A 5,067-nucleotide genomic window follows, 5' to 3' on the forward strand; every position below is an offset into this window, starting at 1 on the left:
GAGTTAATCTCAAAACAAATCGCTATGAGATCCCGTCCTTATCAATTTCAAAATCAAAGTCTGCCGAACAACTTTATAGACCAACAGCCAGTCCGGCTCGATGTGACATTCTCTCATGTCCTTATAATTTCTGGAATTAGTGAGAGCATGATCTCGATACGCCTCCGGCAACGGCTGCTCGTTACACAACAGCGTGATCACTTCCTCCAACTTCTTCGGATCGCAGCCTCTCTTGATCGCAAGCTTGTAATCTCGTTTGAACTGCCCCGAAAACTCCGGCTTAAGCATTCAGCGCCTCCATCAGATCTGCAACGCTATCAAACGGACCATACATATCCTCTCCCTTTTCTGCCGCCTCCATCGCCGCATAGGTAACAGCATTCGGCTCGTCAACCTTGACTTCAAAGGGAAGTCCATGACACCTAAGTGCCTGTCGATAAAAAATACCCGTTGCCGTACTCAAATCCATTCCGAGGGACTTAAAGAGAGCTGCCGCCTGTGCTTTCAGCTCCGGCTCCATTCTTATCGTCATATTTCCTTTAGCCATAATAGCACTCCTTTCCTCGTCATTTTTAGCTTGCACTAATATTATATTCAATATTCGTGACATTTGCAAGTGCATTGCAAATGTTTTTTGCAACTTTTCTATGAACAGTGCTTTCTATATGGTAACACCGCAGCGTGTACATTTAGGGGGTGAAAAAACCTTATTTCACGCGGTTTTCAAGCCTCGTTTTCGGTGGGGTAATATAAAAACCCTTACCCGCCCCGAAAACGCCTTGTAGGGCGTTTCTGGGGCGTTTACAGCCCTTTCTTAAATTCCTCCACCAACAGATCGCTCAAAGCCTGTGATGGGCGTATTTTGACCGTTATATGCCCCTCCGGTACGGTGTCCCACCATTTGCGGATCGTTTTCGGATCAAGTCCGGTGTCCCTATGACAATCGGCCTTGCGTCCCTCTGGATGCTCCTGCCGCCACGCATAGACTTGCGCTTTCTTTTCTTCTGCCCCTTTTCTTCTCCATGTGCCGCCAGGATAATCCACTTCCTGCACCGCCCTTGCTCTTTTCAAATGCTCTTTCTGTGATCTACCATTCCTCTTGTTGCGCTCGATGCGAACATCGGTCAGAGCTTCAATATCGGAAATCGTGAAATTGTAATACTCCTTGTCGTAGGCTTCCAGCGCACTCCGTATATCTTCCTCGGTCAATGCGTTCTCATGCTTCACCATCTGCAGATCATCAAAAGCCTCTTTCATATCCTGCCGGAGCTGCTGCTTCGACACACCGCATTTGTAAGCATAGATAGCAAGGCACATCAAAAAGAAATACCGATGCCCGCCCTTTATCTCTCCGATCTGCCGCAGCCACCAATGATAGAGCGCATACGGATCATCACCATGCACCTTTCCGGCAATATCCCACTTCTTGCGTCCTTTCTCGCCTCTCACAACAACACGCTCATACCACTCCGGATATGCCTCCCTCGCCTCAGCTCGTGTCATTTTGGATGGGCTGAAAGGCTTGTTGACATCCACCCTGTTTTCTGGCTTTGCGTAGGCGTTCAGATAATCCAGCGTTACCCGTTCTCCGGTACGGAAAGCGACCAGCTCCGTCCCATGCTTGTCATTGATGCTGCCCACCATGCGGAAGCTCTGATTGATGGATTGATACTGGATCGCCTTGACCTGCGAAGTGCTGCCATACTCCCATAGCCGGAAAGTGAGGTCATATTTCAGACTTTTAAGCTGAATTTTTATATTCGGGTATAGGTCAATCGGCTGCTGGAAAACATAGTAGATATGCAGCCCTGTCCCCGACAGAACAAGGAAAGTCGGCATCGGCAACCGGCGCACTCGCTCCGGATCGCCGCCAAAGCGCAGAAAGAGGTTGCGCAGCTCGGCAAGACCTACGCCATCCAGATCGAAGATCAGAGCATACATCCGCTGGGCGTTCTCCAGCCTGTTCTCCTTTCTGCGATATGCAAGACCGCTGCACAAAGTAAGGCTGTTCCCCTCGACAAACTCCATGTAATCCTGTTCCCATGTGTCGTTATACATCTTCCTGCGCCGGAGCTTCTTATCCTCGCTCTGTTCGTCCCGATACAGATACACAGCGTTCGGATGGGAAAAATCCGTGTGCCGTTCTCCGGAGTTCTCATTGTCCGGAAACAGCTCTTTATAAAACTCATAGCCTCCGACCTCCGGATATTGTGCGCTCAAATACTCGTAGCAGCCTCGATAATTCTCGGTCATATTACCACCTCACAAAAGAAAAAGTACCAAAAAGAAAATCCGCTACGGCGGGGATCGCCTGCGGGCGGGAAGGGGGAAAAGGGGGAGCAAAAGAGCGGCGGCTACGCCGCCTTAAAGAGAAAGTCACCTCCCCCTTTTCCCCCTTGCTGCGGGGCATTGAAAGTGCCGCCACTATGGAAAACCCGATGGGTTTACCACAGTGGCTTGGAAAACCTCTGACGAGGTTTTCCACACTTCCAACACCCCTCCGCTCACCCCCTTTTTCCCCTCCGACTTTCTCCCTTTCAGAGAGAGAAAATATAGGTTGGGAGTACCCTTACAGGGGGCTTAGATTATCAATACAGCAATTCCCTATTTTCAGTTGTTATTATAGCCTGTCCGAAAGAGATTTTCAAGCCCTCCGGACAGGCTTCTTTTACAGCTCCATGCCGCCCATTCCTCGCTGGTGCTGCTGTCGCTCCTGCTGCTGTCCGATCTCCGGATCGGGCAGCAGCTCCCTCGCCTTTTCAAGCAGAGGACGCAGACGCTCCGGCAAGTGTTCTTCCAAGAAGTCCAGCATCCGACCGATGCCGTCCGTCAGACGCTCGGTGAAGCTGCGTTCCTCCTGCAGCTCGGATTGCAGATAATAGTTTTCATCGCGCAGCCTCCGGTTTTCCTGTTCAAGTCTCTGCTGCCGCTGCGCTTCTTCCAGCCGCTTCTTCATGGACGGCACCTGTGACCGCAGACGGGTGTTTTCCTCCGTCAGCTCCTGTACCTTGTGCCGATCCGTCACGCTGCGCAGTGCCATTTTCTTTAGCTGCTCGACCTGATCCACCGTCACGCCCTTTACTGCCCCTGTGAGCGTCTTTTCCGGCTGAATATCATGCAGGGGTACATTTACCCTGTCAGCCTCCTTTAAGAGCCGCACAGTGCCTTTCAGAGCGTCCCGCTGCCGTTCCAGCTCAGCAACCTCCCGCTCTACTGCCGCTGTCTGCTGCTGCACCGCTTCCAGCCTCGCAGCCGCTTCCTTGAACTGCGGCAAGTCCATGTGCGGTCTGTTCGTGCCGAGAGAGATAATTTCAAAATCGTGCCGCTGGGCGATCTCCGTCAGAGCTTCTTTCTCCCGTTCCATCCACGCCGCCCATTCGGTCTGCTTTCTGCCGACACCGACAAACCCCTGCTGCTTCAATGCCTGTTTCATAGATACCCTTGTAGAAAGTCCTCTTGACTGCTCCGTTGCCACAGGGATAAAATCGACATGGAGATGGGGCGTTGCCTCGTCCATGTGCAGCACCATATTGAACACCCGCAGATGGGGGTTGCGTTCTGCAAAAGACTCCGCAAAATCTTTCAGAGCTGCCGCCGCCCGTTCTCCGTCCGGCGTACCGCACCCACAGTCGCTCATGTTGCCGATCTGGAAGATCGCTTCATGGAACAGCTTTTCCTGTTTACTCTGCCGGATATGCTCATAGTAGTCCGGTATCTTATCTCTCGTTTTGGTTTTCTTTGCGTTGTAGGCTGCGAGAGCTTCATCAAAGACCATATGATAGACCTGCTTCAGATCCTCGCTGCAGAAAACAATGTTCTGCTCCGTCCGGCTCCGGTCTACATTCGCCGCTGAGAAGCTGCGGTTGTTGTGCCGGATGCTCCCTGCACCTGTCATGCCCGAAATCGTAACTCCCATAAAATCGCCCCCTTTCCGCTTATTCTTCCGTCCTCTATTTTATCATAAATTTCCGCTAAAAACAACCTCTTTGTTACTTTCTGGTGAGAAAGTAACGCAAAAGCACTTTCACACCGCCGCCCCATCGGTGCAGCGGTGTGAAAGTGCTTTGCGCCCCTAAAGGGGAGGGGTTGCCGGAGCTGCTTCACTGCCGGCTCATGCCTGCTGCTCTGCCAGCTCCGGAGGGGCGCTGCCCCTGCCGTCTGCGGACGGCTCCCCGAACTTCATCCCACCGATAAACTGGAAATTGTTTATTTCTTCTTTTTCGGTTTTGGGGCTGGCAGTTCACCATACATTGCATGAAACAAGCCTGTCAAAAATTCCTTATTATCAACTTCATCTACCAACAACATCTCTTTTGCTCCCTCATAGGGTAATTCATACGGAGCTGTCGGCATATAACTAATTGCTGATTTTACTGGTTTAACAAGTAATCTATCATCATAGATACCGCCTACAATCTTGCCACGATAATAAATAATAAATTCTCCCATCATAGCTCGATAAGTAATTTCTTCTAACTCAGATAGCTGTCCTAAAATAAACTCTAAGTATTCCTTGCTTGATGCCATATTTCCACCTCAAATCCCGATTTGTCGTTCTGTTTAGTCCCCAAAGAACCTACTAAACCAGCTACGCTTTTGAACCGGTTCTGTCTCATGCTCCGGCTGATCGGCTCCGGCCTTGCCGGAAAGAAGCTGCTGATGCATCGTCCCAGCATGGAGAGCCTGGGCTGCTGCCGCAGTCTGCTGTGCCGTCACCAACGCCGAGCTGACCTCCGCCAACCTTGCGTTCAGTTCCTCGATCTGCTTGTCCTTTACAGCAAGTTGCTCGCTTTTCCGGTCTAATTCTCCCTGCAGCATAGCGATCAAAGTGGTTTCGCAAGTTTCGCAACTTGCTTTCGCCGGTTGCGAAACTTGCTTTCGTTCAACGCCTAAATAATGCTGATATATGGCGGTTTTTTGACTTTCGCTGATTGCGAAACTTCCTTTCGCATCTTTCGCAACATGGTTTCGCCTACACCATGCACGAACTGCCTGTTCCGACACACCACATTCTATTGCAATTTCCGTTATTACACCCGCCAAATATCATCACCACTCTTTCATCCA

General features: G+C 50.8%; 6 protein-coding genes. All 6 read right to left on the reverse strand.

The window, feature by feature from the left end; all coding sequences use genetic code 11:
- Window positions 1-9 precede the first annotated feature (9 nt).
- Complete coding sequence (locus KQI82_RS15500) at window positions 10-288, reverse strand: type II toxin-antitoxin system YafQ family toxin (RefSeq protein WP_021632616.1); 279 nt, start codon at window positions 286-288, stop codon at window positions 10-12.
- Complete coding sequence (locus KQI82_RS15505) at window positions 281-547, reverse strand: type II toxin-antitoxin system RelB/DinJ family antitoxin (RefSeq protein WP_033119556.1); 267 nt, start codon at window positions 545-547, stop codon at window positions 281-283. Before KQI82_RS15505 ends, KQI82_RS15500 begins: the two co-directional genes overlap by 8 nt.
- Window positions 548-801: 254 nt before the next feature.
- A complete protein-coding gene (locus KQI82_RS15510) occupies window positions 802-2,253 on the reverse strand; it encodes a hypothetical protein (RefSeq protein ID WP_199488597.1) in 1,452 nt (483 codons plus the stop codon).
- A 415-nt stretch (window positions 2,254-2,668) separates the two neighbouring features.
- A complete protein-coding gene (locus KQI82_RS15515; RefSeq protein WP_216633748.1) occupies window positions 2,669-3,916 on the reverse strand; it encodes a plasmid recombination protein in 1,248 nt (415 codons plus the stop codon).
- Between the two features lie 290 nt (window positions 3,917-4,206).
- The gene (locus KQI82_RS15520; protein ID WP_216633749.1) at window positions 4,207-4,527 is read right to left on the reverse strand and encodes a TfoX/Sxy family protein; all 321 of its coding nucleotides are present in this window, start codon (window positions 4,525-4,527) and stop codon (window positions 4,207-4,209) included.
- Window positions 4,528-4,560: 33 nt separating this feature from the next.
- Window positions 4,561-5,043, reverse strand: coding sequence for a hypothetical protein (locus KQI82_RS15525; protein ID WP_216633750.1), 483 nt, complete (start codon window positions 5,041-5,043; stop codon window positions 4,561-4,563).
- Window positions 5,044-5,067 lie beyond the last annotated feature (24 nt).

It is taken from the genome of Dysosmobacter acutus, assembly GCF_018919205.1.
Classification (GTDB): Bacteria; Bacillota; Clostridia; order Oscillospirales; family Oscillospiraceae; genus Oscillibacter; species Oscillibacter acutus.

Bases quoted from the DNA above. Each gene is read 5' to 3' on its own strand.
- KQI82_RS15500 (WP_021632616.1), bottom strand. From the start codon at position 288: ATGCTTAAGCCGGAGTTTTCGGGGCAGTTCAAACGAGATTACAAGCTT.
- KQI82_RS15505 (WP_033119556.1), bottom strand. From the start codon at position 547: ATGGCTAAAGGAAATATGACGATAAGAATGGAGCCGGAGCTGAAAGCA.
- KQI82_RS15510 (WP_199488597.1), bottom strand. From the start codon at position 2,253: ATGACCGAGAATTATCGAGGCTGCTACGAGTATTTGAGCGCACAATAT.
- KQI82_RS15515 (WP_216633748.1), bottom strand. From the start codon at position 3,916: ATGGGAGTTACGATTTCGGGCATGACAGGTGCAGGGAGCATCCGGCAC.
- KQI82_RS15520 (WP_216633749.1), bottom strand. From the start codon at position 4,527: ATGGCATCAAGCAAGGAATACTTAGAGTTTATTTTAGGACAGCTATCT.